20 protein-coding genes are annotated in these 26,228 nt (G+C 64.1%); 5 read left to right on the plus strand and 15 right to left on the minus strand.

Annotated elements, in window-relative coordinates; genetic code table 11:
* Window position 1 precedes the first annotated feature (1 nt).
* The 5 genes from AC3A43_RS07740 to AC3A43_RS07760 all read right to left on the minus strand — a co-directional run bounded on the left by AC3A43_RS07740 (window position 2) and on the right by AC3A43_RS07760 (window position 3,981).
* On the minus strand, window positions 2-928 hold the full coding sequence (locus AC3A43_RS07740; protein ID WP_487791929.1) for an acyl-CoA thioesterase: 927 nt from the start codon (window positions 926-928) through the stop codon (window positions 2-4).
* 51 nt (window positions 929-979) lie between these two features.
* Window positions 980-1,516, minus strand: coding sequence for a transcription termination/antitermination protein NusG (gene nusG, locus AC3A43_RS07745; RefSeq protein ID WP_487791930.1), 537 nt, complete (start codon window positions 1,514-1,516; stop codon window positions 980-982).
* A gap of 34 nt (window positions 1,517-1,550) precedes the next feature.
* Entirely contained in the window at window positions 1,551-1,748 is a 198-nt protein-coding gene (gene secE, locus AC3A43_RS07750; protein ID WP_331135094.1) for a preprotein translocase subunit SecE, read from the minus strand.
* Window positions 1,749-1,941: 193 nt separating this feature from the next.
* Window positions 1,942-3,261 (minus strand): MFS transporter, encoded by a 1,320-nt coding sequence (locus AC3A43_RS07755; RefSeq protein ID WP_487791931.1) that lies wholly within the window; start codon window positions 3,259-3,261, stop codon window positions 1,942-1,944.
* Window positions 3,262-3,345: 84 nt separating this feature from the next.
* On the minus strand, window positions 3,346-3,981 hold the full coding sequence (locus AC3A43_RS07760) for a TetR/AcrR family transcriptional regulator (RefSeq protein ID WP_487791932.1): 636 nt from the start codon (window positions 3,979-3,981) through the stop codon (window positions 3,346-3,348).
* A gap of 110 nt (window positions 3,982-4,091) precedes the next feature.
* Here AC3A43_RS07760 and AC3A43_RS07765 point away from each other — a divergent pair, with 110 nt between their 5' ends.
* From AC3A43_RS07765 to AC3A43_RS07775, 3 genes are read left to right on the plus strand one after another with little or no spacing between them, the layout of a single operon-like run.
* Window positions 4,092-5,246, plus strand: a complete 1,155-nt coding sequence (locus AC3A43_RS07765) for an efflux RND transporter periplasmic adaptor subunit (protein ID WP_487791933.1) — start codon at window positions 4,092-4,094, stop codon at window positions 5,244-5,246.
* A 6-nt stretch (window positions 5,247-5,252) separates the two neighbouring features.
* On the plus strand, window positions 5,253-8,417 hold the full coding sequence (locus AC3A43_RS07770) for a multidrug efflux RND transporter permease subunit (protein WP_487791934.1): 3,165 nt from the start codon (window positions 5,253-5,255) through the stop codon (window positions 8,415-8,417).
* A complete protein-coding gene (locus tag AC3A43_RS07775) occupies window positions 8,410-9,810 on the plus strand; it encodes an efflux transporter outer membrane subunit (protein ID WP_487791935.1) in 1,401 nt (466 codons plus the stop codon). The genes AC3A43_RS07770 and AC3A43_RS07775 overlap by 8 nt, the downstream gene beginning before the upstream one ends.
* A 10-nt stretch (window positions 9,811-9,820) precedes the next feature.
* Here the strand turns inward: AC3A43_RS07775 and AC3A43_RS07780 are convergent, their stop codons facing one another.
* From AC3A43_RS07780 to AC3A43_RS07800, 5 genes are read right to left on the minus strand one after another with little or no spacing between them, the layout of a single operon-like run.
* Window positions 9,821-10,576, minus strand: coding sequence for a TetR/AcrR family transcriptional regulator (locus AC3A43_RS07780; protein ID WP_487791936.1), 756 nt, complete (start codon window positions 10,574-10,576; stop codon window positions 9,821-9,823).
* Window positions 10,563-12,149 (minus strand): AMP-binding protein, encoded by a 1,587-nt coding sequence (locus tag AC3A43_RS07785; protein WP_487791937.1) that lies wholly within the window; start codon window positions 12,147-12,149, stop codon window positions 10,563-10,565. The genes AC3A43_RS07780 and AC3A43_RS07785 overlap by 14 nt, the downstream gene beginning before the upstream one ends.
* Complete coding sequence (locus AC3A43_RS07790; protein ID WP_487791938.1) at window positions 12,146-13,774, minus strand: carboxylesterase/lipase family protein; 1,629 nt, start codon at window positions 13,772-13,774, stop codon at window positions 12,146-12,148. Before AC3A43_RS07790 ends, AC3A43_RS07785 begins: the two co-directional genes overlap by 4 nt.
* On the minus strand, window positions 13,771-15,093 hold the full coding sequence (locus AC3A43_RS07795; protein WP_487791939.1) for a spinster family MFS transporter: 1,323 nt from the start codon (window positions 15,091-15,093) through the stop codon (window positions 13,771-13,773). Before AC3A43_RS07795 ends, AC3A43_RS07790 begins: the two co-directional genes overlap by 4 nt.
* A 3-nt stretch (window positions 15,094-15,096) precedes the next feature.
* Window positions 15,097-17,397 carry a TonB-dependent receptor gene (locus AC3A43_RS07800; RefSeq protein WP_487791940.1) on the minus strand — a complete coding sequence of 767 codons (2,301 nt, stop codon included), beginning with the start codon at window positions 17,395-17,397 and terminating at the stop codon, window positions 15,097-15,099.
* 244 nt (window positions 17,398-17,641) lie between these two features.
* Here AC3A43_RS07800 and AC3A43_RS07805 point away from each other — a divergent pair, with 244 nt between their 5' ends.
* Entirely contained in the window at window positions 17,642-18,751 is a 1,110-nt protein-coding gene (locus AC3A43_RS07805) for a DNA alkylation repair protein (protein WP_487791941.1), read from the plus strand.
* Window positions 18,752-18,769: 18 nt separating this feature from the next.
* On the opposite strand, the gene AC3A43_RS07810 is transcribed toward AC3A43_RS07805, so the two are convergent.
* A complete protein-coding gene (locus AC3A43_RS07810) occupies window positions 18,770-20,773 on the minus strand; it encodes a transglycosylase domain-containing protein (RefSeq protein WP_487792042.1) in 2,004 nt (667 codons plus the stop codon).
* A 200-nt stretch (window positions 20,774-20,973) separates the two neighbouring features.
* Between AC3A43_RS07810 and AC3A43_RS07815 the strand changes: the two genes are divergently transcribed.
* Entirely contained in the window at window positions 20,974-22,905 is a 1,932-nt protein-coding gene (locus AC3A43_RS07815) for a hypothetical protein (RefSeq protein ID WP_487791942.1), read from the plus strand.
* On the opposite strand, the gene AC3A43_RS07820 is transcribed toward AC3A43_RS07815, so the two are convergent.
* The 4 genes from AC3A43_RS07820 to AC3A43_RS07835 form a co-directional block, all read right to left on the minus strand.
* The gene (locus tag AC3A43_RS07820) at window positions 22,902-23,384 is read right to left on the minus strand and encodes a DUF421 domain-containing protein (protein WP_487791943.1); all 483 of its coding nucleotides are present in this window, start codon (window positions 23,382-23,384) and stop codon (window positions 22,902-22,904) included. The genes AC3A43_RS07815 and AC3A43_RS07820 overlap by 4 nt on opposite strands.
* Window positions 23,384-23,899, minus strand: a complete 516-nt coding sequence (locus tag AC3A43_RS07825) for a hypothetical protein (RefSeq protein ID WP_487791944.1) — start codon at window positions 23,897-23,899, stop codon at window positions 23,384-23,386. The genes AC3A43_RS07820 and AC3A43_RS07825 overlap by 1 nt, the downstream gene beginning before the upstream one ends.
* An 88-nt stretch (window positions 23,900-23,987) precedes the next feature.
* Window positions 23,988-25,211, minus strand: a complete 1,224-nt coding sequence (locus AC3A43_RS07830; RefSeq protein WP_487791945.1) for a bifunctional alpha/beta hydrolase/OsmC family protein — start codon at window positions 25,209-25,211, stop codon at window positions 23,988-23,990.
* An 81-nt stretch (window positions 25,212-25,292) separates the two neighbouring features.
* Window positions 25,293-26,228 carry an SGNH/GDSL hydrolase family protein gene (locus tag AC3A43_RS07835; RefSeq protein WP_487791946.1) on the minus strand — a complete coding sequence of 312 codons (936 nt, stop codon included), beginning with the start codon at window positions 26,226-26,228 and terminating at the stop codon, window positions 25,293-25,295.

The following is a 26,228-nucleotide window of genomic DNA, read 5'->3' on the forward strand; positions in this document are numbered from 1 at the left end:
CTTATGCCGACGGATCGTGGCGGATCAGCCCTTCCTGCACCGCCGAGGCGATCAACGTGCCGTCGCGCCGATAGATGCGCCCGCGGTTGATCCCGCGCCCGCCGCCGCTCCAGTCGCTGTCCATGACATAGACGAACCATTCGTCGACGCGGATGTCGTCGTGGAACCACATCGCATGGTCGAGGCTGGTCGAGAACAGACCCGGCGTATCCCACGTCATCCCATGCGGCATCAGGGTCGTCGAGAGCAGCCCCATGTCCGAGGCATAGGCCAGCAGAGCGCGGTGGATCAGCGGATCGTCGCCGACGGGCGAGGCAATGCGGAACCATTCATATTGCATCGTCGCCCGCGCGGACGGCGGCGGACGGAAGGCGCGGACCTCGAACGGATGCATGCGCGCCATATGTTCGATGCGCCGGTCGCTGATCTTGGGATCGACCGCGATGAAATCGGCGAAATCCCAGCATTCCTCGGGCGGCAGGATGCCGGTCATCGGAATCTGATGCGACAGGCCCTGTTCGGGCGCCTGGAACGATGCGGTGAGGTTGAAGATCACCTTGTCGTCCTGGCGCACGACAACGCGGCGGTTGGCGAAGCTGCGGCCGTCGAAATCGCGGTGGACCCGAAAATGCAGCGGCTTCGCTTCGTCGCCGCCGCGCAGGAAATAGGCGTGGAGCGAATGGACGCTCTTGTCGGAATCGACGGTGCGCGCCGCCGCGACCATGGCCTGCGCGATCACCTGCCCGCCGAAAATGCGCTGGCGGCGCGGCTTGGTGAAGGCGGGATAGGTAAATTCATCGGGCTCGTCCGCCGCCTCGAGATCGAAGAGGTGGACGATATGCCGGACGAGCCGCTCGCGATCGACGCTGGCGTAAATTTCGCGCGCATGGACGGCACGAGCCTGCATCTCTTCGGGAGTGAGGCTCATGGCGCGTTCCATTCAGTGGGCTTCGCGCGCGCCCGAAGGCGCGCCACGATATTATTTGAAGCGTTCGACCTGTTCGAAGTCGAGCTCGACCGGGGTGGCGCGACCGAAGATCGACACCGACACCTTGACGCGCGCCTTTTCGAAATCGAGTTCCTCGACCAGCCCGTTGAAGCTGGCAAAGGGACCGTCGAGCACCTTGACCTGATCGCCGATTTCGTAGTCGACGCGGATTTCCTGCTTCGGGCGGGCCGCGGCCTCTTCCTTGCTATTCAGAATGCGCGCGGCCTCAGCTTCGCTGATCGCCTGCGGCTTGCCCATCGATCCGAGAAAGCCCGTGACCTTCGGCGTGTTCTTGACGAGGTGATAGACATCGTCGGTCATCGTCAGCTTGGCGAGGACGTAACCCGGGAAGAACTTGCGCTCAGCCTGGACCTTCTTGCCGCGCTTTACCTCGGTGACGGTTTCGACCGGCACTTCGACCGCTTCGACGAAGTCGGTGAGGCCCAAACGTTCCGCGTCGGAAAGCACCGAATCGCGAACCTTGTTTTCGAAACCCGAATAGGCGTGAATGATGTACCAGCGCGCCATAAGTCTAACTATCCTGTCCCTGTAACTGCGGCGATTAGCGCGCGAGCGACGTCAGCCAGCTGACGATCGCGTTGAAAACCGTGTCGACGCCGAAAAAGAACAGCGAAAGGATCGTCATCATGATGAGGACCATGATCGTCGTCTGCACCGTCTCGCGGCTGGTAGGCCACACGATCTTGCGGGCTTCGGCGCGTACCTGATTGATAAACTCAGCCGGGCTGGTCTTCGCCATATTGATCGTCCTGTCCTTTAACGTCTTCGGTTCGGAGCAGATGGGTTGCCGCCCCCGGCGCGTCAAGCGTGCCTTGGGGCAATACTCCGCCCACCCTCCCCGAGAATGTCGGCGAAAGGCGGAAGGAAAACGGCGCATCTGTCCGAATGAAAGCGGCCTTTACTTGCGCCGTGCGGCGATTGCAAGTGCGGGGTCAGGCGCAGCGCGCGAGTCCGCGCTGCATCATCAGCAGCAGGCCGACCATGACGATCCAGCTGACCGTCGGCTGAAGCGCGAACAACAGGTGCAACTCGCGCGCCGCCGAATCGCCGTTTTTCGGATCGAAGCCTACTAGATCGAGCGCGAGGTAGCTGACCGCGATCGCGGCGGCGACGCCGAATTTCTGCATCAGGTTGAGCAGTGCAAACAGAAACGCCGAGCGGCCCCGCCCGCAGCGCACCGCATCGCGCGGGATCAGGTCGGCGAGCATCGAATAGGTGAAAAGCAGCCCGACGAAGCCTGTCCCGAGCATCAGCGAAAAGCCCACCGCCTGCATCAAACCCCGCGGTTGCTGAAACAGGGTTGCGACAAGCAGGCCGGAGATCAGGAGCCCCATCGCCATCATCATTGGCGGCTTGCCGAAACGCCGGGCAAGAAAGGTCCACAGCGGCGACGCAAGGGCCCCACCGATGAAGCTCGCGAAGAGCAATACCGCGCTCTGCCCGTCGAGGTCGAGCACTGCGGCCGCGAAGAAGACGAAGAGCGACGTCAGCGACCCGAAGGCAAAGCTGTTGAGGAATTGGACACCGAGCAGCAGCATCAGCGGCGGGAATGACAGCGAGGCGCGGATCTCGTGCCGCCAGCCGATGCCTGCGTCCGCCACGACGGCGCGCGGCGGGACGAGGCGCATCGCGAAAAGCGCGATTGGCACCATCAGCAGGAAGAGGCTGGCATAAGCCATGATCCTCCCCTGCAGGCTGATCCCGGGGATCAGCAGTTGCGCGGCCGCGGGCGCGGCAAAGGCGAGGATCAGGGCGATCTTCGCAAACCAGTCGCGCATGCCATATAGCAGCGCGCTGTCGGCGGGCGAATGCACCAGCGCGGAACCCCACGACAGCTGCGCGACCTCATAGACGCTGTAACTCGAATAAAAGAGCACCATCATCAGGAACAGCGCCGCGAACGGCAACCGATCGCCGACCGTCACAAGAGTCAGCAGCAGGACGGCCAGCGGACCGATCGCCAGCAGCATCCAGCGCCGATGCGCACCCAGCCCGGTCCGCACGCGGTCGACCATCGTGCCGATCAGGGGATCGACGACGCCGTCCCAAATGGTCGTGAGCGAGAAGAGCAGCCCGACGAGCGCAACCGAAATCACCCCGCCCTCTGCGATATAGGGCGGCAGATAGACGCTGAATGGCAGGCCAAGGATCACCGTCGGCCCCGCGGTCGCGGCGTAAGCGGCAACCGTACGCGGGCGCAACGCCGGGGTTTCGTCGGCCGGGGTGGCCAAAGGCAGGGTTGTACTGGCCAAGGCGTGAGGCTCCCGAAGCAGGCGCTGGCACGCTTTCAGTTATTGACAGTCGTGTCAACAGGCCGCAGCGACCGAAGGGCCCTGCTAACGGATATTGAAATGGGACAGGAAAGGCTGGAGCCGCCAGTCGATCTCTTCCGGGTCGAGCCATTCGTCCTCGATCCCCATCAGTGTGCTCAGCATCGAATCGCCAACGACGATATCGAAAAACAGGCGCGCAGCGGCCTCCGGACGGTCGATGTCCGCCTTGCCCGTTGCCGCCCATTCCGCGAACAGGTCGATCAATTCCTCGAGCGCGGGTACATGCAGGTCGCGGTAAATCTGCATCGCGAATTCGTGGTCACGTAAGCTCTCGGATATCAACATCCGCATCAGGGCAACGGCGTGCGGCGATTCCATCAGCTCGCTTTGGCGATGCGCGTAGCTCTTAAGGATTTCGACCGTCGACAACCCCCGGGTCGCGTCGTCTTCGAGCGATCGCAGCATCGCTTCGTCGCACCAGCGGGTTGCGATCGCGCGAAGCAGCCCCTGCTTGTTGCCGAACAATTCATAGAGCGTCGCGAGCGACCCGCCCGAACGCTTGACGATTTCGGCAAGGCTGGTGCGTTCATAACCCTGCTCGAGGAACAACGACTCCGCCGCGTCGAGAATCGCGCTTTGCCGCCGTTCGCGCGGTGACAGCCTATCTATCTGACATAAATCCGATTCCGGCGTGTTCAATTGCAGTTCCTCTCGCTTGCTCTTTTCTGTAATTTAAATTACATGGCGCGCCAGCGCAAGCTTTTGCGTATATATAAGTCTCGCACAACTGCGATTTTTCAGGGGTCCATATGAGTCGCTTTCGTCTTCCTGGCTGCGCCGCCGGCGCTGCGCTGGCGCTGTTGCTGGCCTCCTGCTCCTCCGAAGCGCCCCCCGCCCCTCCGCCGCCCGAGGTCAATATCGTGACGATCCGCACGCAAGCCGTGCCGAATGTCATCGAGCTGCCGGGCCGCGTCCAGGCTTATCGCACATCCGAAGTGCGCGCGCGCGTCGACGGCATCGTCGAACGGCGCCTGTTCAACGAAGGCAGCTTCGTACGCGCCGGTACCGCGCTATTCCGTATCGATCCGCGACAGCTGACTGCGACGGTCAATGCGGCGCAGGCGCAGCTATCCCGGGCCCAGGCGACCGCCGCCAACGCACGGCAGGTCGTTGGCCGCTATCAGCCGCTGCTCGCCGACCAAGCGATTGGAAAACAGGAATATGACGCCGCGGTCGCCGCGCAGCGCACGGCAGAAGCCGATGTGCAGGCCGCGCAGGCCAATCTGCAATCGGCGCGCCTGAATCTGGGTTATGCATCGGTCACCGCACCGATTTCCGGCCGCGCGCGCCGCGCCGAGGTCACCGAAGGCGCGCTCGTAAGCGCGGGTGCGGGCACGCTGCTCACCACGATCGAGCAGATCGACCGCGTTTATGTGAATTTCGGCCAGTCGAGTTCGGATCTTTTGGCGACGCGCCGCGACATGGGATCGGGCAAGGTCAGCGTGCCGCAGCTCGAACGCGTCGAAGTCCAGCTGATCCTGGAGGACGGCTCGGCCTATCCGGTCGCCGGCCATCTCGATTTCCTCGATCTGTCGATCGACGAGGCGACGGGCACCGCGGCACTGCGGGCTGAATTCCCGAACCCTGCGTCGGCGCTTTTACCCGGTCAGTTCGTTCGTGCCCGCATCTTCGCCGGCAACCGTGCCGACGGCGTGTTGATCCCGCAGCGTGCGGTCAAGCTGGCCGCCGATGCGGCGAGCGTGATGGTGCTCGACGCCAAGAATGTTGCGACGCCGCGCCCGGTGAAGCTGGGCACGATGGTCGCGGGCCAATGGGCGATCCTCGACGGGCTGAAACCCGGCGACCGGGTGATTATCGACGGGCTGCAAAAGGTCCAGCCGGGCCAGCCCGTGCGGGTTGCACAGCCCAAGGGAACCGCATCGACCCCCGCGGCAAAGCGCTGATCTGACATGACCCCCCGCTTTTTCATCGACCGGCCCATCTTTTCCTGGGTCATCGCCATCGGCATCCTGTTGTCGGGCATCATCGCGCTGCGCAGCCTGCCCGTGGAGCAATATCCGACGGTCGCGCCGCCATCGCTGACGATCGGCGTCACCTATCCGGGCGCCGATGCGCGCACGCTTGAACAGAATGTGACGCAGGTCATCGAGCAGGAGCTGAACGGGGTCGAGGGCTTCCTCTACATGGCCTCGACCAGCGAATCGAACGGCACTGCGTCGATCACCCTGACCTTTGAGGCGGGGACCGACATCGATAACGCACAGATGGAGGTCCAGAATCGTCTGCGCCGTGTCGAGCAGCGCCTTCCCGAGGATGTTCGCCGCCAGGGCATTTCGGTTACCGAGGCCAACGCGGGCTTTTTGCTGATCGTCGCGATCACGTCGAAGACCGGCAACACCGATCCGATGGAGATCAACAATTTCGCGAACACGCGCGTGCTCGACGAGCTGCGGCGTGTAAACGGCGTCGGCAACGTCCAGGCTTTTGCGCCGGAATATGCGATGCGCATCTGGCTCGATCCGCAAAAGCTCGCGTCGTTTAATCTTTCGCCGGCCGAAGCGCTCGGCGCGGTGCAGGAACAGAATAGCCAGACCCCGGGCGGGCAGCTGGGCGACCAGCCGATCGCCAAGGGCGCGCAGCTCAACGCCGTCATCACGACGCAGGGCCGCTTCACCAAGCCCGAGCAGTTCGAAAGCATCATCCTGCGCGCGAACCCCGACGGGTCGGCGGTCACGCTGGGCGATGTCGGCCGCGTCGAGCTGGGGGCGGCGAGCTATCTCTTTTCTTCCGAGCTCAACGGCAAGCCGATGGCGGGCCTTGCGGTCCAGCTGACCCCCGGCGCGAACGCCTTGTCGACCGCGGAAGGTATCCGGGCGCGGATGGCCGAACTGTCGAAAGGCTTCCCGCCCGACGTCACCTGGTCGATTCCCTATGACACGACGCCGTTCATCAGCCTGTCGATCGAAGAGGTTGTCGTGACCCTCGCCGAGGCGATGGTTCTCGTCTTCCTCGTGATGTTCCTGTTCCTTCAGAATTGGCGCGCGACGGTCATCCCGACGATCGTCGTGCCGATCGCGCTGGCGGGCGCCTGCCTTGGCCTGTGGATGTTCGGATTCTCGATCAACGTGCTGACCCTGTTCGGCATGGTGCTCGCGATCGGTATTCTCGTCGATGATGCGATCGTCGTGATCGAGAATGTCGAGCGGATCATGAACGAAGAGCATCTGCCGCCCTATGAGGCGACAGTGAAGGCGATGAGCCAGATCACCTCGGCGATCATCGGCATTACACTGGTGCTGATCGCGGTGTTCATTCCGATGGCCTTCTTCCCCGGATCGACCGGCGGCATCTATCGCCAATTCTCGATGACGCTTGCAATCTCGATCGCCTTCTCGGCGTTGCTTGCACTGACGCTGACGCCCGCGCTGTGCGCAACGCTGCTGAAGCCGCACGACCAGACCGAGCGCAAGGGCCGAATCGGGGCGTTTTTCGACCGATTTTTTGGCGGGTTCAATCGCTGGTTCGGGCGCACGACCGACCGCTATCAAAGCGGCGTGGGCAAGATGCTGACAGCGCCGCTTCGCTGGCTCGTTGTGTTTGTGGCGATGGTCGCGATCACCGGACTACTGTTCACCCGCCTGCCCGGCTCCTTCCTGCCGCAGGAAGATCAGGGATACCTGGTGACGGTGATCCAAGCGCCCCCGGGCGCAACGACACAGCGCACCAACGAGGCGACAAAGCAGGTCAAAGCCTTCTTCGCCGAGCAACCTCAAGTCGCCAATGTCGTGTCGGTCAACGGCTTCAGCTTCTTTGGCCAGGGCCAGGCGAACGCGATCATGTTCACCCCGCTGAAGCCATGGGACGAACGCACGGGCGACGGCGACAGCGCCGACGCGATCGCGGGCAAGGCTATGGGCGCTTACGCGAACATCAAGGAGGCGTTTGCCTTCTCGCTGAGCCCGCCGTCGATCCCCGAGCTTGGCACGTCGAGCGGCTTTACTTTCAAGCTGCAGGATCGCGGCGGCAATGGGCGCGATGCGCTGATCGCCGCGCGCAATCAGATGCTGGGCGGCGCGATGCAGAGCAAGCTGCTCGCCAACGTGCGTCCCGAGGGTCAGGAGGATGCGCCGGTCCTGAAGGTCGATATCGACCGGATTCAGGCGCGCGCGCTCGGCCTGTCGATCGGCGACGTCAATGCGACGCTCGCGATCAGCTTCGGTAGCGCTTACGCCAACGACTTCACCCGCGAAGGCCGCGTGCTCCGCGTGCTGCTGCAGGCCGACGCCGCGAGCCGGATGACGCCGCAGGATGTGCTCGAACTGCGCGTGCGCAGCGCGAACGGCGACATGGTGCCGTTCGGATCGTTCAGCAAGGCCGAATGGTCGGCCGAAGCGCCGCAGCTGCAGCGCTATAACGGCTATCCCGCGATGACGATTTCGGGTGAACCCTCGCCCGGCCAGTCGACCGGCGAAGCGATGGCGGAAATGGAACGGCTGGCCGAGACCCTCCCTGCGGGCTTCTCGTTCGAATGGACCGGCATATCCTATGAGGAAAAGCAGTCGGCGGGCCAGATCGGCATGCTGCTCGGCCTGTCGCTCGTCGTCGTCTTCCTGCTCCTCGCGGCGCTTTACGAAAGCTGGGCGGTGCCGGTCGCGGTGCTGCTGGTGGTGCCGTTGGGCGTGCTCGGCGCCGTGCTCTTCTCGATGTTCCGGGGCCTGTCTGCCGACATTTATTTCAATGTCGGACTGATCACGATCATCGGGCTCGCTGCGAAAAACGCGATCCTGATCGTCGAATTCGCGATCGAACAGGAAGCCGAAGGCAAATCGACGCTCGACGCAGTGATGGAAGCGGTGAAGCTGCGCCTGCGGCCGATCATCATGACCAGCCTCGCCTTCATCCTCGGCATGGTGCCGCTCGTCATCGCGAGCGGTGCTGGCGCGGCCAGCCGTATCGCGGTCGGTTCGGGCGTGATGGGCGGGATGATCGCTGCGACCCTACTCGGTATCTTCTTCATCCCGCTATTCTACCTGTCGGTGCGCAAATGGATCAGCCGCAAGCGGCCACCTGCACCGACCGAAAAAGGACATCATGAGGAATTCGGTCATGCGTAATCTGATCGCGCTGCTCGCAGCGACGACGCTCGCCGGATGCGTCAACATGGCGCCGAAGCACGAGCGTCCGGCGCTGGCGACCGCGCCCGACTATCCGGCCGAGTTTGCCGGCGACGTCACGCTGGGCCAGCGCGCGACTGAAGTCGCATGGCGCGATTTCTTCGCTGACCCGCAGCTGGAAGTGTTTATCGCACAGGCGATCGAACGCAACCGCGACCTCGCCGTCGCCGTTGCGCAGATCGAGGAAGCGCGCGGGCTTTACCGCATTCAGGACGCCGACCGTCTGCCAACGGTGGGCGCGAGCGCCGACGCAACGCGCACACGTGGCCCGTCGCTGACCGGCGCGGGAACCGACACGACCAATCGCTATTCGGTCGGGGTCGGCGTGACCTCGTTCGAGCTCGATTTCTGGGGCCGGGTCAAAAACCTGTCCGAGGCCGCGCGCAGCCAGTATCTTGCGACCGAACAGGCCGAGCGCGCCTTTCGTCTCGCGCTCGTTCGCGACATTGCCTCGACCTATTTCTCGTCGCGCGGCGCCGAGGAGCAGATCGAACTCGCCGAAGCGACGGTGACAAGCCGCAAGGAAGGGCTGCGCATTGCGCAGCGCCGCCTTGATGCGGGGGTCACCTCGGCGCTCGACTATCGCCAGTCCGAAACATTGCTGACGCAGGCCGAAACCCAGCTTGCGAGCCTGAAGCTCGGCAAGGCGCAGGCGGACAATTTCCTCGCCGTCCTGACCGGCGGCCCGGTTCCCGGCCCGCTGCCCGCGCCGCTGCCACTCGTCGCGCAAGGCCAGTCACCGACGCTCACCGCTGGCCTGCCGTCCGACCTGCTCGTCGCGCGCCCCGACGTGGTTGCGGCCGAAGAAAGGCTGCGCGCCGCGCGCGCCAATGTCGGCGCCGCGCGTGCCGCCTTTTTCCCTTCGATCTCCCTGACCGGCAACCTTGGCTTCGCCTCGGGTTCACTCGATAATTTGTTCAGCAACGACGGGTTCGGCTGGAGCTTTGGCCCGTCGATCAGCCTGCCGATCTTCGATTTCGGGCGGAACAAGGGCAATCTGACGATCGCCGAGGCGCGCGAGAATATCGCGGTCGCAACCTATGAACGCACCGTGCAGGGTGCCTTCCGCGAAGTGGCCGACGCGCTCGCCGGGCGCCGCTACCTCGCCGACCAGGTCCAGGCGCAGGAGCGCGGGACGCTGGCACAGCGGCGGATCGCCGACCTTGCACGCAAGCGGTATCGCGAGGGGGTTTCAACCTATCTCGAGGTCCTCGACGCCGAACGCAATCTGTTCGCCGCCGAGCAGGCGCTGATCGAACTCAGGCGCGCGCAGGTCGACAATCTGGTGACGCTCTATGTCGCGCTGGGGGGTGGATTGGTCGAGCGTCGCTGAAGCGCGGACGCTAGGCCTTCTTCGAACCGCATGCCTGCAGGAAGCCTGCGGCCATGAACGAGGCCATGCGTGCCTTGATCGCTTCGAAATCCTCCGATTTGCAGAGGCCGCCCGACAGTTTGTCGATGCGTCCGGTACGCGCGAGCGTGACCATCAGCGCACCGGTGACGAAGTGATAGCCCCAGAAAATATCTTCCTCGGCGCAATCGGGCATCGCACGCTTCAACAGGTCGATCAGGCGTAGCACAACCGGATCGAAATGGCTGTCCATCAGCTCGGCGCCCCATTCGGGGGTATTCGCAACCTGCGCGCCGAGCGCGCCGTAATTCTTCCAGCCGTCGCCGCCATGGATGTAGAGATCAAGGTCTGTATCGAGAAAGGCGTGAAGTGCGCCCTCAATCGTCGGCTTACCCGCGGCCATGCGCTCATATTCGTCGAGCGCCTGCATCCGCTTTGTGCTCGTCACGACCGCGCGCCGCGCGAACACCGCGTCGAACAGCTTTTTCTTGTCCTCGAAATAATAGTTGAGCAGCGTGTGATGCACGCCGACGCGTTTTGCGACATCCTTGAGCGTGACGCCGTGCAGCCCGTGCTTCGAGAAGAGATACTCGGCCTCGTCGAGAATCTGCTCGATCGTTTCGGCGCGCTGTTCGGCCTTGGTCGATCGCCGACGCGTTTTTGCCTGATCTGTCACGATATCGGTCTTCAATCCCTGTTCGGCGGCGATTGGGCCGGTGGCATCCCGCACCCGATTAACCCTCGCCATATTCGCCCCGCAGGCGAATCTTATCGATTTTTCCGGTCGGCGCCAGCGGCATGGTATCGAGCCGCACCACCGCATCGGGAATCCACCAGGGCGCGACGCGGCCCTTGAGCGGTGCGAGCAGGTCGGCGTCGCCGATCTCCTCGCCCGCGCGCAGTTCAACGAGGAGTATCGGGCGTTCGCCCCATTTGGCGTCTTCGCGGCCGATCACCGCGGCGAGCGACACCGCGGGCAGCGCGCCGACGACAGCCTCGATCTCGGCCGGATTGATCCATTCGCCGCCCGATTTGATCAGATCCTTGGCGCGGCCGGTGATCACCAGATTGCCCTTGGCATCGATGCGCGCGAGATCACCGGTCACGAACCAGCCGTCGGCATCGGTCGCGGGTTCATCCTGACCGAAATAGCGATCGACAACCGCCGATCCGCGGACGTGCAAATGCCCCTCGCCCCCGCGCTGTTCGGCGAGCGGCGCGCCACCGGCGTCGGTGAGCAACAGGTCGACGCCGATCGCCGGCCGCCCTGATACAGCGGCCGACCGGTGTGGGTCGGCAGGCGGCGCGATGGTGCCGAGCGGCGACAATTCGGTCATGCCCCAGCTTGTCTGGACCGTGACACCGAGCAGCCGCTCGATCCGTTCCATCAGCGCGGGCGCCAGCGGCGCGCCGCCGACGATGATTCGCCCAAGCGACGGCAGCGCGTCGCCGGTTTTTTCGATATGTTCGGCAACGCCGAGCCACACGGTCGGCACGCCAACACCGACAGTCACATTTTCGGCGGCGATCAGGCGGGCGAGGCTCGCGCCATCGGCCTGGCGGCCGGGCAGCACGAGCTTACCGCCGACGGCGGGCAACGCGAAGGGGAGCCCCCAGGCGTTGGCGTGGAACATCGGCACGACTGCGAGTACCGCATCGCGCGCGGTCAACGCCATCACATCGGCCTGCAACGCACGCAGCGTATGAAGGAAGCTTCCGCGGTGGGTGTAGGTGACGCCCTTCGGCGCGCCGGTGGTGCCCGACGTGAAGCAGAGGCCGGCAGGCGACGTTTCGGGGAAATCGCCCCAAGTCGCTTCGCGTCGAGCGTCGGCGATCATCGGCTCGATTTCCAGAAGCGGCGGAGCCGATGCGGGCCAGTCACTGGCAGAACCGTCGATAATCAGCACGCGCTCGATTGCGGGTGCCCGCTCGACGATCAGGCGTGCGAGCGGGAGAAGGTCGGCACTTGCGACAAGTATTTTCGCGCTCGATTGCACCGCCATCGACGCGAGCTGCGTTCCGGTCAGTCGCGGATTGAGCGTGTGGCAGACCGCGCCCATGCCCATCACCGCATACCAGGTTTCGACATGCGCCTGACTGTTCCACGCAAGGGTCGCGATGCGGTCGCCCTTTCCGATGCCGAAGCCGGCGAGCAAGGACGATATCGCGAGGCTGCGGCCGCGCAGTCCGGCGTAATCGACCCGCCCTATGCTGCCATCCTCACGCGCGGTCACGACCTCCGCATCGCCATGCCAGCGCGCCGCATGGTCGAGGAATTTGTTCAGCGTAAGCGGAAAATCCTGAATGCTGCCGTCGATCATGGGCAGTCGGCACCCTTCGCCAGCACCGGAGACATGATGCCGGTGTTCCAGTTCCAAGGCTGCTTGCCTGCGGCGCGGCGGCGGCACACCGCCGCTTCGTGGAGCTCGTACATACCTGGCATCAAGCGTGCACCGGCGCGCGGGATGTCGGCGAAGGCCATGAAGTCCGCGTCCTTGCCGTAGGGGCGCCATGCCGCATGCCCCGCGGCCTCTGGCTTGCCGGTCCTGGCGAACGACACCCAATAATCGCCCATCGCGGCAGCGAAGCGGCGTTCGGCCACCGTGTCGGGAATTTTGGGCCAATAGGGCGGCGTGTCGCTGGCGGTGCCGAACACGAACGGGATTTCGGCGGCGTGGAAACCGTGCAACCCATATTCGCTCGCGGCAGGATAGCCGTGGTCGAAGAGGTAAAGATAGGCGGGCTGGCCGAGCGCGGCCTGTTTGATCGCAAGCCGTTCGGACGTCCAGCCATAGAGCGCGTCGCGCAGCGTAGCGAGGACCGTCTCGCCCAGATCCTTGGCGGGATAGAGTTTGAGCCAGGCATCGGCGAGGTCGCCATATCGTTCACGGATCGCGGTCTCATAAGCTACGGCATTGGCGGGAACCGGCGGCGCAAGCATGCGCAGCGAGCGGATTTCGCCAATGTTGAACCCGGCGATCATCGGAACCGGTGCTTGTTCGCCGCGGTCGAAGATGTCGACGAGTTGGCCGGGCAATATCTTGCCGTCGACGGTTCCCCACGAAAAATAGCCCGCCTTCAGCGCGCCGTCCGAAAGTAAGCTTGCGTCCATCGCGCGGAGCGCTGTCAGATCGGTCGCGCCAAGGGCGGCCGCGATCCGTGCGCCGGTCGCTTCGGCAGCGGGCTCGCCGTGGCGGTATTCCTTCAGCGACGGGGTCGAGATCATATAGGCGCTTTGCGCAATCGTCTTGTGAAACAGGCCTCGCGCCTTTGGCGACGCCATCAGATACATTACGCTGAGCGCGCCCGCGGACTCGCCCGCGATCGTGACATTGGCCGCATCGCCGCCGAACGCGCCGATATTTGCCTTCACCCATTCGAGCGCTGCGATCTGGTCGAGAAGGCCGTAGTTGCCCGAGACGCCGTCGGGAGATTCCGCGCTGAGCGCCGGATGCGCCATATAGCCAAGGACGCCGAGCCGATAGTTGATCGAGACGACGATCGCGCCGCGCGCCGCGAGGTTCGCGCCGTCGTACATGCCTTCATGGCTGTAGCCAGTGGTGAGCGCGCCGCCGTGGATCCATACGATCACCGGCGCATCCTTCGCCTGTTCGGGCGCCCATATGTTGAGCGTCAGGCAATCCTCGGAAATCTTTGCGGGCGGATTGGCGTAGAGGTGTACTGCGGTCGGGCGCGGCTGGATACAGGCGGCGCCAAAACTCTGTGCCTTGCGCACGCCCTGCCACGCTGGCAGCGGCAACGGCGCTTTCCAGCGGAGCGGGCCGACCGGCGGCCGCGCAAAGGGAATGCCCTTGAACTCGCGGACCTTGCCGGCGGTCTTGCCCTCGAGCGTACCGGCGGGCGCTTCGACCACCGGGCTCGCCGCGATTGCGGGCGCCGCCATCAAAAGCCCAGCTACCGATAATGTAGCGCGCAATTTCTTCATGCTGCCAACTCCTGCCGGCTATCCTCTCGGCGGAGGCGCCGCGCTAGCCAGAGGAAAAGTCCGATCGCGATCAGATAGAAGGGCGTTAGCGTGTACAGCGCCGTTTGCAGCCCATGCAGGTCGCCCTGCGCCTTGAACCAGTCGCTGGCAAAACCGACCCATGTCGGCCCCAACCCCAATCCGATGAAATTCATGATGAGCAGCAGCAGGGCGCCCGCGAGCACGCGCTGATTCGGCTTCACTTCCTCCTGAACCAGCGCGACCGAGGCCGAGAGGTAGAAATAGTTGAAGATCATCACAGCGGTGAGCAACGCAAGCGCCAGCGGCCAGCCCGGCGCCCAGACGAAGGCAACATAAAAGGGCATCGCGACCACCAGCGAGAGCGCGGGCGCAATCGCATAGCCGGCCCGCGATTCGCGGACCATGCGGTCGATCACGCGGCCCGAGACGATCATCCCGCCGCCCATGCCGATCAGCAGCACCAGCGCATACCAGATCGCGACGTCACCCAGCACCATCCCCTTTTCACGCATCAGGAACAGCACCGCAAAATTGCCGAGGCCATAGGTCACGAACTGCGTCGCGCCGCTGCCCAGCGCCGCGAGCATCAGGATCGGATGCGACAGGAACATGCGAACCGTGGGCCAGAAGGCCGCCTTGTCCTCAGACAGTGAATTTGCGCGCGAAGCCGCCACATCAGTCGCACCGCGTTTCGGCTCGCGCACCGTCAGCCATACGATTAGCGCCGTGACGATCCCGATTACCCCCACCGCGATGAAGGGGATGCGCCAGCCGAAACGCTCGGCGATCGCGGCGCCGAACGCCACGCCCGCCGCCGCGCCGATCGCCGGGCCGAGATTGAAGATGCCGAGCGCCGCCGCACGCTTGCCGGGCGGATAGGTGTCGGTGATGATCGCATAGGAGGGCGGCACGCCCCCCGCTTCGCCGAAGCCGACGAGCATCCGCGCCATCACCAGCTGCGTATAGTTGGCGGCCATGCCGCACGCGACAGTCGCCCCGCTCCAGATCGCGCACGCGGCCGACAGGACGCCGACGCGGCTGGTGCGGTCGGCGAACCAGCCGACGGGAATCGCGATGAAGCAATAGAACATCGCAAAATAGAGCCCGCTGATCAGCCCGAGCTGGCCGTCGCTGATCTGGAGCGCATCCTGAATCGGCTTCGCGAGGATCGACAGCAACTGCCGGTCGAGGAAGTTCAGGACATAGACGAAGCAGAGCATTCCGAGCACGAACGTGGGATTGCCCCCCGGCCGCGTGGACGCTGCGGCCGGAGAGAGGGAGGCTTCTGCACCCGCCATCGCCTAGAGCCCGTAGCCGAGGCGGATGCCGAAGGTGCGCGGGCGCATCGTCCCGAAGCGGCTGACGAGGAAGGCTTCGGGGTGGATGTAGGTGATCGAATGATCGTCGAAGAGATTTTCGACATAGAACTGCGCCGAAATATCGCCCTTTTTCAAACCCAAGCTGAGATTGACGTTGCTGTAGGCATCGGTCTTTCCGAACGTCGCGAGCGGCACGTTGGGGCGGCCCGGCGTATTCGGGAAGCTGCTGTTATACGACCCGATATGCTGGGCATTGACCGCCAGCATCGCATCGATGTCGCTCGCCAGCTTAAAGCTGTACGACATATAGGCCGAACCCTGGATACGCGGTGCCGACAGGCGGTGGCCGAGCACGGCGCCCGAAATCGCCGCCTCGGCGGGCGACAGCTTGGTGATCTTCGCGTCGTTGTACGCGCCGTTGAAACCGATCGCCCAGCCCGTTGCAGGGATCACGCCGACTTCGAATTCGAAGCCCTTGCTGCGCGCGGCGCCGATGTTGGTCGCAAACTGCACCGAGTCCGATACACGGTTCGCCTGCGCCTGAATGTTGCTCCAGTCGATCTGATAGAAGGCGGCGTTGATGCTGACGCGGCCGCCGAGCCAACGGCCCTTGGCACCGATTTCATAGCTTTTGAGATTGTCCGACGTCGCACCGAAGGGAATGATGAGATCGTTCGGATCGACGAGGCTGGGCCGGTTGGCGAACGCGTTGACGATCGGGGCGCGGAAGCCCGTCGAGAAGGTCGCGTAGGTGGTGAGCGTATCGCTCGGCTTGAAGGTCGCGCTTGCCTTCCACGACGGCTTCGATCCTTTCGCCTTGACGCCCTCGACTGCCGCATAGGGCGTGAAAGTGTTGAAGTTCACCGGAATGCGGAGCAGCGCATAGTCGTAATAGTTGAAACCGCCCGCGGTGGCGAGATAGCCGCCCGCTTCGGTGAAGCCCTGCGCCGAAGTTTCGCCATACCGCATGCCGCCGGTGAGCCAGAACTTGTCCGAGAAGCGATAGGTCAGCTCACCGAAGCCGGCGATTTCCTTGCTGATCTGATGGGTATATTGCTTCTGGAAATATTTGTCGGGAAGACCCGTGATTCCCCGCGCTGCAAGGAATTTCGGGTTCGAACGATAGAAATAATCGACGTCGCGGCGGCGGTTCAAATAGAAGCCACCGACGACGAACTGAAACGGGCCGTCGAGCGTCGACGCAAGCCGCGTTTCCTGGACGAACACCTTGTCATAACCATCGGCATCGAGACCGAAGGCGATCGGCGCGCCGGGGAACGAACCTGCCGGGAAAGTGCCCGCGAGATCGACGTAGAAGCGTTGTTCGAAGTCTGAATAGGTCGACGAGCTGGTGAGCTTGGCAAAGTCGAACTCATAATCGATCGTCGCGTTCGCGATCAACTGCTTGCCGGTAAAGCGATCGGGCTCGTCTGAAATGCGCTTGTTACGCCCGAGCCCGGGGCTGGTCAGCGAGCTGTCCTTCGGATTGCTATATTCATAGGAGCCGAGCAGCTTGATCGACAGGCGATCGGTCGGGCGCCACAGCAAGGTCGCGCGGCCGCCATAATCGATCAGCGTGTTCGAATTCTTCACGCCCGTCCCGACATTGTCGAGATAGCCTTCCTCGTCGCGGTAGAAACCGACGACGCGCAGCGCGAGCTTGTCTTCGACCAGCGGCACATTGACCATCGCATTGTAGCGCTGGCGGATCGAATCCGAGCCGGTCAGCCCGAGATCGACCAGCGCCGAGACGTCGAAATCATTGAGGTCGGGGCTCTTTTGCAAAATGCGCATAGCGCCCGACAGCGAGCCCGAGCCGAACAGCGTTCCCTGCGGCCCGCGCAGGAATTCGACGCGCTCGACGTCGAAAAGGTTGGGATCGACGACGGTGGTATTGCCGATCGTCGAGACGGGAAGCTCGTCGATATAGATCGCGACCGAGCTTTGCAGGTTGGCGTTATAGCCGTTGGTTGCGATACCGCGCGCGGTGAAATTGTTGAAGTTGGCGGTCGGTTTGTTGAGCACGACGCCCGGCGTCTCGCGCCCGATGCCTTCATAACCGACGATGCCCTTTTCGGTCAGCTCTTCCTGCGAAAAGGCCGAGATGCTGATCGGTACGTCCTGAATGCGCTCGGCGCGGCGCGTTGCGGTGACGATGATGTCGTTGCCGTCGTGCGCCTGATCAGCCTGCGGTGCGGTACCGGCGGCATCCTGCGCGGCGGCACCCACCGGAATTGCGAAAAATGCGCCCGCGCATATGGACGCAAACAGCTTTGCCCTCATCTTGCCCTCTCCCATTCATCGCCGCTCGATCGTCGGCATGCGGCATTCATGGCACTGGTTCTGGCGCGAGTCAACATTCACTCTCACGAGTGTGAATGAAATAATCGAGAGTGTCGGGGGGCGGCAAAGGACAAAATTCGACAGCGGCGCGGGATCAAAATCATTCCCCGTCAGCGCCTCTGTGGCTATGCCGGCCGCGACGGCGCGCTTGCCCTGCGCACCGCGACAATCCGGGAACACCGCGATGACGACCGAAACCGCCGCCCCTGCCCTGCTCAAGGATCTTCTCGGCCTGCGGGCGCTGCAGACAATCGCCGATGCGGGGACGGCAGCCTCTCCGCACTTCGACCGGACAGCCTTCCTACGTGCCGCATCGGACGGGCTCGACGCTTTGTCGATCATGGAACGCGTGCGCCATATCGCCGACGCGATCCATGCGGCGCTGCCCGGCAACTATGCGAAGGGGCTCGCCGTTGTCCGCGCGATGGCGCCGCGACTGAACCATGGGTTTCAGGCGATGGCGGTCACCGAATATGTCGCGCGGTACGGGCTCGATGATTTCGACCTGTCGATGGATGCGCTCGCCGACCTGACGCGCTTCGGTTCGGCCGAATTTGCGATCCGTCCGTTCCTGGCGGCCGACACGCCGCGCGCGCTGGCGACGATGACGCGATGGACCGACGCAGAAGACGAGCATGTCCGTCGCCTCGCGAGCGAGGGAGCCCGGCCGCGCCTGCCGTGGGCGGCGCGCGTCCCGGCGTTAAAGGTCGATCCGACGCTGGCGGCACCGATCCTCGAAACACTGAAGGCCGACCCGAGCCTGTACGTCCGCAAATCGGTCGCGAACCATCTGAACGACGTCGCCAAGGACCGGCCTGACTGGTTGCTGGCCCGCCTTGCGGAATGGCCGCAGGACGACGCGCATACGGTATGGATCATCCGCCATGCGCTGCGCACGCTGATCAAGAAGGGCGATCCCGCCGCTCTGGCGCTGATCGGCGTTAGCCATGGCGCCGCAGTGACCATTAGCGAATTCGCTATCGCTCCGGCGGCCGTACGTCTCGGCGACCGGATCGCGATCGCCGCGGATCTTGTTTCGGACTCATCCGACCAACAGCGGCTGGTCGTCGACTACCGAGTCCATTACGCTCGCGCGGGCGGCAAGACTGCCGCCAAGGTCTTCAAGCTGAAGACTTTCGAACTGACTGCGGGCGACACTGTGTCGCTGAACATCAGCCAGACGATCCACGATTTCAGCACACGCCGCCACCATCCGGGGCGGCATGAGGTCGAATTGATCGTAAACGGACAGACGATGGCGACCGCCGCGTTCGAGATTCTGCCAACGAGCTGAAATCAGCCCGCAAATATTTTAGCGCGGCGGTTCCGGCGGCGACGGTGGCTCGGTCGTAACCTCGGGCGGTGGCTGCCCCTCCTGAATTGGCAGGCGCAGGTCGATCCGGCTGCCGTTGATTTCGGTCGAGATCACCGCGTCGCCGCCTTCGATTCCCACGCGCGTGCGGTCGCCGATCGGAATGGCGCCGATATCGGGAATATCGAGCGGCTCGACGGGGCCCGTCGGATCGACAGCTTTTTTGGGCTGCGGCGATGTCTTCTTGCCCGATGCCTCGGTCATGAAATCGCGCCAGATCCGCGCCGGCAACCCGCCGCCCGATATGCCTTGCAGCGGAGTGTTGTCGTCGTTGCCGATCCACACCCCAACGACGAGCCCGTTGGCGTAGCCGACGAACAGCGCGTCGCGATTGTCCTGACTGGTCCCGGTCTTGCCGAAATTGGCTTGCGGCAGTCGCGCTGCACGCCCGGTCCCGCGATTGACCGCGGCGCGCAGCATCTGCTCGATTTCTTCATGCTCGTCGGACCCGAAGCTGCTGGGCCCGGAGATCAGATTTTCGAACCAGCCCTTTTCCTCGGCCTTGAAGGCGCGCGGTTCGACCGGATAGCTGTTCGCCGCGACCGCGGCATAAGCGGCGGTGAGTTCGAGCAGGGTCATGCTCGACGTGCCGAGCGCAAGGCTGGGGTCGCCCTTTTCCATCGGTGCGGTGACGCCAAGGTCGCGCGCCATATCGATGACCTTGTCATCGCCGACCTGACGCAGCAGCCGCACCGCGGCGACATTGCTCGACGAAGCGAACGCGTCTTCGAGCGTGATCGATTTCGAATAGGCGCCGCCGGAATTTTTGGGACGATAGGATCCGGTCTCGATCGCGCTGTTGTCGATGATGTCGTCGGGATCCCAGCCCTCGCGCAGCGCCGCCAGATAGACGAACAGCTTGAAAGTGGACCCCGGCTGGCGCCGCGCCTGCGTCGCGCGATTGAAGGGCGACGCTGCATAATCCTTGCCGCCGATCATCGCGACGACTTCGCCGTTCGGGCGCATCGCGACGAGCGCGACCTGTGCCTTGCCCAGCCCTGCGCGACCGGTCACGCGGCGCGCGACGCCTTGCAATCGCGCATCAAGCGTCGTCGCGATCGTCTGGCGCGAATAGCCGACGTCGCTCAATTTGCGCGCCTCGGGCAGCGCCCAGTCGGCGAAATAGGTTCCGGTCGGCAGCGTGTTGCGGCTGCGCACGTCGATGCGCGGGGTGCGCAGCGCCTTGCGCTCCTCCTCGGTAAGATAGCCCGTCGCGACCATCGCATTCAGCACCAGCCTCATGCGCTTTTCGGCGAGATCGGGGTTTTTGGTCGGCGCGAGCCGCGACGGCGCCTGCACCAGGCCCGCAAGCATCGCGGCCTGCGCCGGGGTCAGTTTTTCGGGCTGGCGATAGAAATAATGGAGCGACGCGGCGCGCAGGCCATAGGTATTGTCGCCGAAATAGGCGTTGGACAGATAGCGTTCGAGAATCTCGTCCTTGCTCAGCCACGCTTCGAGCCAGAAGGCGATCAGCGCTTCGCGCGCCTTGCGGCCGAGCGTGCGTTTGGGCGTGAGGAAGGTGAATTTCGCCAGCTGCTGCGTGATTGTGCTGCCGCCCTGCGTGCGCCCGCCCGTCACATTGCTCCACACCGCGCGCGCGATGCTGCGCGGGTCAACGCCCCAATGCGTATAGAAGCGCCGGTCCTCGATCGCGAGGAAGGCGCCAGTAACATGTTTGGGCAAATCCTTTGCCTTCACGGGCGTATCGACGATCGCCCCGATCCGCGCGATCGGGGTGCCGTCGGATGCGAGCAGGGTGATCTGCGGCGGTGCGATCGGCTCGAGCGATTTCGACAAAGGCGCGGTGAGTGCAAGCCAGCCGACGAGCAGGATGAAGAGGATGCAGAAAATGGCAAAGCCGCGCGAAATCCGGCGCAGCCATTTGCGGCGGCGCGTTTCGGGAACGACGGGAAGCACCGGATCGGTGATAGGGCCACCCGGCATTGCGGCGAGCGCCGGATCGGGGCTGTCGGATTTGCGGAACCATTTCATGCGCGGAGTCCGTATTACAACCCCAACACAGCATAAGCAAATGCGTTATGCGGTGCACCAAATTCCCCGATTCTCTAAGAAGAGCAGCGACTTGATCGCGCTGCAGCGATAAGATGCCACCGAAATGCCCCGCATGTCCAGAGAGCGATGATATGAGCCAAACAGCGACCCGCTATTGCGACCTGGTGATGAAGGGTGGCATCACCAGCGGCATCGTCTATCCCAATGCTGTCCTGGCGCTGGCGCGCGATTTCCGGTTCAAGAATATCGGCGGGACGTCGGCAGGCGCCATCGCTGCGGCGGCGACCGCTGCGGCCGCGCTCGGCGACCGCAAGCATGTCGCGTCGGGATCGAGCGCGCCCTGCCCGGCCACGCTTGGCTTTGCTGGTCTTGAGCGCATCGCGGCACAGCTTTCGTCGCAGGGCTTTATTTTCGGCCTGTTCCAGCCCGCGCGTGGCGCAAGAAATGCCTATCGCCTGATCGTCACACTCGCCGGCAATGCGGGAGGGGTTCGCAAGGCCTGCGTGGCTGCGGTCGCGGTGGTCGCGATCGCGCCGCTCGAGGCGCTGCTTCTGCTCGGACTGTTTCTCGCGCTCGGTTACGGGCTTGCAGGACCGGCGGGACTTGCGGCGGTGGCCTTGCCTGCGGCGATTTGCGCCTATCTCGGCGCCGCGATTTGCGCAGTGCTGCGCATCGCGCGCGTCGCGAGGCGCAATCTGCTCGGGCTATGCTCGGGCCTGACGGTGCGCAAGGGCGCGCGCACGCCGGCGCTGACCGAATGGTTGCACGATGTCCTGCAATCCTTGTCGGGCAAGGCATCGTCGGAGCCGCTGTTGTTCGACGACCTGTGGGCGGCGCCGCGCTATCCGGGCGAGCCCCAAACCGAAACCGCGATATCGCTGCAGATGATCACGACCGGCGTGTCGCATCACGAACCGCGCACGCTGCCGTTTACCGATGCGACATTCTGGTTCCTGCGCGAGGAATTCGATCTGCTGTTTCCCGCCGAGGTGGTCGATGCGATGGTCGCGATGGCGGGCCCGCCCGATCGTGTCGGCGACAAACATTATTACCGCTTGCCGGCAAAGGGTCGGATGCCGGTGTTGGTGGCGATGCGGATGAGCCTCAGCTTTCCGCTGCTGATCAGCGCGGTGCCGCTCCACGAACCGGTCGCGAGACGGACCCGCGAGGCCAATATCGAGGGCGAGGCGATCGACGACGGCGAAGAGACCAAAGAGACGTCGCTCAGCCAGAGCACCGACAGTCTGGCGACGGGCGGCGAGGCGCCGGCCTCTTCGATCGAAAGCTTTCGCATCTGCTGGTTTTCCGATGGCGGCGTGGCCAGCAATTTCCCGCTTCACCTGTTCGATGCGCCGCTGCCCCGCTGGCCGACCTTTGCGATCAACCTTGTCTATCCCCAGAGCGGGTATCGGGACTCTCCGGTCGAAAGCCCCGAGCCGCAAAATGCGCGCGACAGGGCCGAAGCCGCGGTGTGGCTTCCGCTTCACAACAACCGCGGCTGGCAACGCAGCTATAGTTCGATCGCGCGGCCGCTCGCGCTGGCCGAGATGTCGGGGTTTGTTTTCGGTATCATCGGCACGATGCAGAACTGGCGCGATTTGCTGCAATCGCGGGCGCCGGGGCAGCGCGACCGGATCGTCCACGTCTCGCTCGATGCGACCGAGGGCGGTATGAACCTCGACATGTCGCAGGACATATTGGACAGCATATCGCTGAAAGGCACAGCGGCCGGCGAGCGGCTCTATCAATTCTCCTTTGACAACCATGTCTGGGTACGGTGGCGCAACGTCGCCTCGGGGTTGCAGCGCTATTCGATACGGATCGCGGCAAGCACGACCACCGCCCCGCCAATCCCCGCCTATGCGGCGGCCTTCGCGACCGTCCGGATGGGAACGCCGCCACCCGTTTCGTACAAATTCCGGTCCGCCGAGGCGCAGGCGGGGGCGCAAAAGCTGTTTGCCGATCTCGTCTCCGACGGCAAGGACTGGGCCGACCTTGGCCCCGACCTCAGCGACGGGACACCGAGGCCGCTCCCGCAGATGCAGATTACACCGATCTACTAATTGGCGGGGCCGTCGCGATCCTGCTGCGGCGATGCCTGATCGTCCTTTTTGATGAAGCTCATCTTGCCCTGCGGTTCGAGGATCGCCCACGCGACATCGGACATCTGGCCAATTCCCGCGAGCCGCATTTCGGACAGGATCTCGTCGCGCGTCAGGCGGTCACGCCGCAGATTGTCCTGCACAATCTCGCCATCGCGAACGACGACACGCGGCGTGCCCTCCAGAAAATCCTTGGCACGCGGGAACAGATAGGCGGTCCAGCTGAGCACCAGCGCCCAGAAGGCGAAGGTACAGATTGCGAGCGTCGCGCCGGTCAGACTGAAGTCATTGTGCGTCACGCCCTGTTGAATCAGATCGCCGAGCACGACGAGTACGACAAATTCGAACGGCGTCATCTGACCCAGTTCGCGCTTTCCGAGCAGGCGGATGAGCAGGAACAGGATGAAGAACATCGCCGTGGCGCGAAAGACGATATCCATCAGGGGAGAACCTTGATGCGAAGCGGCATCGTGCCGATCCGCCGGCTGCCGTCAAAAACCACGACGTCGCCCCTCGTGCCGGCAAACAACGGTGGATTGATCTGGCCGTCGATCTTGACTTGCAAGCGGTCCCCGGCATCGAGCGGGCCGTAGGAGAAATGGAACAGGCCGTCCTCGAAGTTCTCTTCGGCGGGCGCCGGGATCATCGTATTCACGGTCATGTCTTGCCAGAGCGCCGGCGACACCGCGATGATCGCGTCGCCGATCGGCACCCGCGCCGTGAGAGTAATGTCAGTCTCGAAGAATTCGCCATTTCGGATCGTCGTCGGGGTTTTCACGACTAGGCGCACGTCGCCGAAATCCGTGCTTTTGGGCGTGCTCGGATGCCCCCCGGTGAAGCCAAGAAATGCCGCCAGCAAGAGCCCCCCAAGAATCAGGATCGAGATCGGGCTGGCGTGCCGATCCCATATTCGCGTGTGCGATGCTTCGGGATTCAGTCCTTCGAGCGCCTGCATGCAGTCCTCCGATCCGCCGCCCATCGTCACCAGATGACGCGCGGCTTTTCTTCGACGCGTGGCGTCGCGGTTCGTTCCGCTTCCTGCGCTAGGCTGGCGTTTGATCTCCGCTCGGCGAAGGCTCGTCCCATCCGGCCTCGGTCGCCTCGAACCGCGATCCCGTCTCAAGCGTGCGATGCACCGGGCAGCGATCGGCGACGGCGATCAGTTCGGCGTGCTGCGCATCGTCGAGAGTGCCTTCGATCTCGACGCGGCGGCTGAAGACATCGGGCTTTTCTGCGCCCTTTTCTTTCCGGTGCGTCACGCCGGTGCGGATCCGATCGACTGCCCAGCCCTTCCGATCGGCATAGAGGCGCAACGTCATTGTCGTGCACGCGGCCAACGCGGCGGACAGCAGGTTGAACGGCGTCGGGCCCGAGCCCAACCCGCCGGCACTTTCGGGCTCGTCGGCGATGAACGCCGCCTTCCCGGCCCGCATCGCGAGCTGGAATTTACCGAGCCCCGTTTCCTCGGCCTCAGCATCGAACTGGCTGGCCGCGGTCGGCGGCGTTGCAGGCAGATATCGGCCGGCCCAAGCCGAAATCATGTCGGCGGCGAAATCGGCATCGCGCGCGTTGGTCAGCAGATGATCGGCACCGTCCAGCGAGACGAAGCTCTTGGGATGCCTGGCCGCGAGGTACATGCTGGTGACATTTTCGATCCCGACAACCTGATCAATCGGCGAATGCAGAAGCAGCAAGGGCCGTTTCAGCTTTGCGAGGCGCGCGCCCTGATCCTGTTCGCGCAGACTGTCGATGAACGACTTGCTGACGGTGAAGGGCCGGCTCCCGATCGCCACGACCCCGCTGCCTTCGCGCTCGATCTTCTCCAGCCCTTCGGGATCGAACTGATGGAGCGCATGCTCGACGTCGAACGGCGCCGCGATCGTTGCAACGGCATGGATGTCGGGCAGTGATGCCGTTGCCGCGATGACGGCCGCGCCGCCGAGGCTGTGCCCGACAAGCAGCATCGGCGGCATCCCGGCCTCGGCCATCGCCTCGGCGGCGGCGACCAGATCCTGTACATTATGTGCAAAACCCGATGCGCCGAATTCGCCTTCGCTGGTGCCAAGGCCGGTGAAGTCGAACCGCAGGATGCCGATGCCGGCACCGGCAAGGCGGCGCGAAATCCGCACCGCAGCCTTGTTGTCCTTGCCGCATGTGAAGCAGTGCGCGAACAGCGCCCACGCCTTTGTCGAGCCGACGGGCAGTTCGAGCCGGCCCGACAGGCGCTCGCCATGGGCATTGGGGAAGTCGAAAGGACGCGTCGGCATGTCTCTCTCCGGTATCGCAGCGTTGAACCACGGTCACATAACAGAAATTCGGAAAGGACGGGACTGCCGAGGCGCGGGCCTTTACGTGGCCTCCTTTGCGAGCGTATCGCGCGCAACGCGCTGAAGCGCCGCGGCCTGCGCATCCGAAAGGCCCAGTTCGTCGGCGCCCTTTTCCTTGGGGCCAAGCGTCGTCGGATCGACCCCGGTGATCGCGCCGAAGGTCACGAGCGCCGAAAGATAATAGCCCGCAACGCTCGCGTGATAATGGTCGTACGCCCACAGATCGAGCTGGCCATAGCCGATCCCGTCATAGGGATTAGGATCGGCGACGCCTGTCGTCATCGCCCGGTTCCAGGCCTGGCCGACCGGCACGATACCCGCCACGGACGGATTGGCGTTTCGTGCACGGTCGGCGGCGGCGCGGAGGTCATCGGCCATCGCCGTGACCGGCTTTCCGTACCAGGGGCCCTCGGATTTATAGATCTGGTCAGCGCGCGACCAGGTTGCCGCGAGACGGATGTCGACGGCGGGATTACGCGCCTTGAACAGCGCGGCGAGCCGGTCGACGTTGCGCATATAGTCCGCCGGATCGCCGGGCTTTGCGCGGTCGAGCGTGCTGAATTCCTGCAGCACGACGATGTCCCACTTGCCGTCGAACAGCTGGCGCCGCTCGTCATAGTGGAAGCCGAGCGACTTGCCGCCCTGCGTCTCGAGGCTGACGCGATAGTCGAGACCGGCCTGCTCGGCGAACAGCTTGAACAGCGCGGGCACGCCGCCATAACCCGCATTGTTGAGGTCGGTGACCGACCCTGCGCGCCAGTTTCGCGCGGCCGAATGCGCGCCCTGCGTGAAGCTGTTGCCGATGAACAGGATCGTTTTGGGAGCGGCCTTCGGCGGTGCGGGAGGAGTCGCGCCGGCGGCGGTCGGCGCGGGCGCGCTCTCCTTTGCCAGAGCCGCCGGCGCGACGGCGAGCGCGGCAGCGCCGATCAGAAACCAGATGCCGTGCCCGTATTTCAT

Source organism: Sphingopyxis sp. Soil_C_28, from assembly GCF_057657055.1.

Coding starts and splice junctions, on each gene's coding strand:
- AC3A43_RS07740 (WP_487791929.1), bottom strand. CDS start 928: ATGAGCCTCACTCCCGAAGAGATGCAGGCTCGTGCCGTCCATGCGCGC.
- nusG (WP_487791930.1), bottom strand. CDS start 1,516: ATGGCGCGCTGGTACATCATTCACGCCTATTCGGGTTTCGAAAACAAG.
- secE (WP_331135094.1), bottom strand. CDS start 1,748: ATGGCGAAGACCAGCCCGGCTGAGTTTATCAATCAGGTACGCGCCGAA.
- AC3A43_RS07765 (WP_487791933.1), top strand. CDS start 4,092: ATGAGTCGCTTTCGTCTTCCTGGCTGCGCCGCCGGCGCTGCGCTGGCG.
- AC3A43_RS07770 (WP_487791934.1), top strand. CDS start 5,253: ATGACCCCCCGCTTTTTCATCGACCGGCCCATCTTTTCCTGGGTCATC.
- AC3A43_RS07775 (WP_487791935.1), top strand. CDS start 8,410: ATGCGTAATCTGATCGCGCTGCTCGCAGCGACGACGCTCGCCGGATGC.
- AC3A43_RS07780 (WP_487791936.1), bottom strand. CDS start 10,576: ATGGCGAGGGTTAATCGGGTGCGGGATGCCACCGGCCCAATCGCCGCC.
- AC3A43_RS07785 (WP_487791937.1), bottom strand. CDS start 12,149: ATGATCGACGGCAGCATTCAGGATTTTCCGCTTACGCTGAACAAATTC.
- AC3A43_RS07790 (WP_487791938.1), bottom strand. CDS start 13,774: ATGAAGAAATTGCGCGCTACATTATCGGTAGCTGGGCTTTTGATGGCG.
- AC3A43_RS07795 (WP_487791939.1), bottom strand. CDS start 15,093: ATGGCGGGTGCAGAAGCCTCCCTCTCTCCGGCCGCAGCGTCCACGCGG.
- AC3A43_RS07800 (WP_487791940.1), bottom strand. CDS start 17,397: ATGAGGGCAAAGCTGTTTGCGTCCATATGCGCGGGCGCATTTTTCGCA.
- AC3A43_RS07805 (WP_487791941.1), top strand. CDS start 17,642: ATGACGACCGAAACCGCCGCCCCTGCCCTGCTCAAGGATCTTCTCGGC.
- AC3A43_RS07810 (WP_487792042.1), bottom strand. CDS start 20,773: ATGCCGGGTGGCCCTATCACCGATCCGGTGCTTCCCGTCGTTCCCGAA.
- AC3A43_RS07815 (WP_487791942.1), top strand. CDS start 20,974: ATGAGCCAAACAGCGACCCGCTATTGCGACCTGGTGATGAAGGGTGGC.
- AC3A43_RS07820 (WP_487791943.1), bottom strand. CDS start 23,384: ATGGATATCGTCTTTCGCGCCACGGCGATGTTCTTCATCCTGTTCCTG.
- AC3A43_RS07825 (WP_487791944.1), bottom strand. CDS start 23,899: ATGCAGGCGCTCGAAGGACTGAATCCCGAAGCATCGCACACGCGAATA.
- AC3A43_RS07830 (WP_487791945.1), bottom strand. CDS start 25,211: ATGCCGACGCGTCCTTTCGACTTCCCCAATGCCCATGGCGAGCGCCTG.
- AC3A43_RS07835 (WP_487791946.1), bottom strand. CDS start 26,228: ATGAAATACGGGCACGGCATCTGGTTTCTGATCGGCGCTGCCGCGCTC.